Raw genomic sequence first — 264 nt, 5'->3', positions numbered from 1 at the left:
CCGGCAACGATACAGTTCCAGATGGCCTCGCAACATGGCTGGAAACGCTCGCGCAAGCCCATGAAGCATTACCACCGCCATCAACCTACAGAGGAAAACGGTCGACATTCTGATGCGGCCAACAGCTGAAAACCTTCACCAACAACCGGATTACGCAATATGAAACATGCCATCGCAATTCTCGGTCTGATCACCATCTCCAGCCCGGCCTTCGCAGCATCGTGCGAGAAAAACTTCACAGTCTCAGGTGTGCCGATGGTCACG

Source organism: Rhizobium sp. TBD182, from assembly GCF_001950375.1.
Taxonomy (GTDB): domain Bacteria; phylum Pseudomonadota; class Alphaproteobacteria; order Rhizobiales; family Rhizobiaceae; genus Agrobacterium; species Agrobacterium tumefaciens.
The sequence above is the reverse complement of the archived record's forward strand: the minus strand, read 5'-3'. Positions refer to the sequence as shown.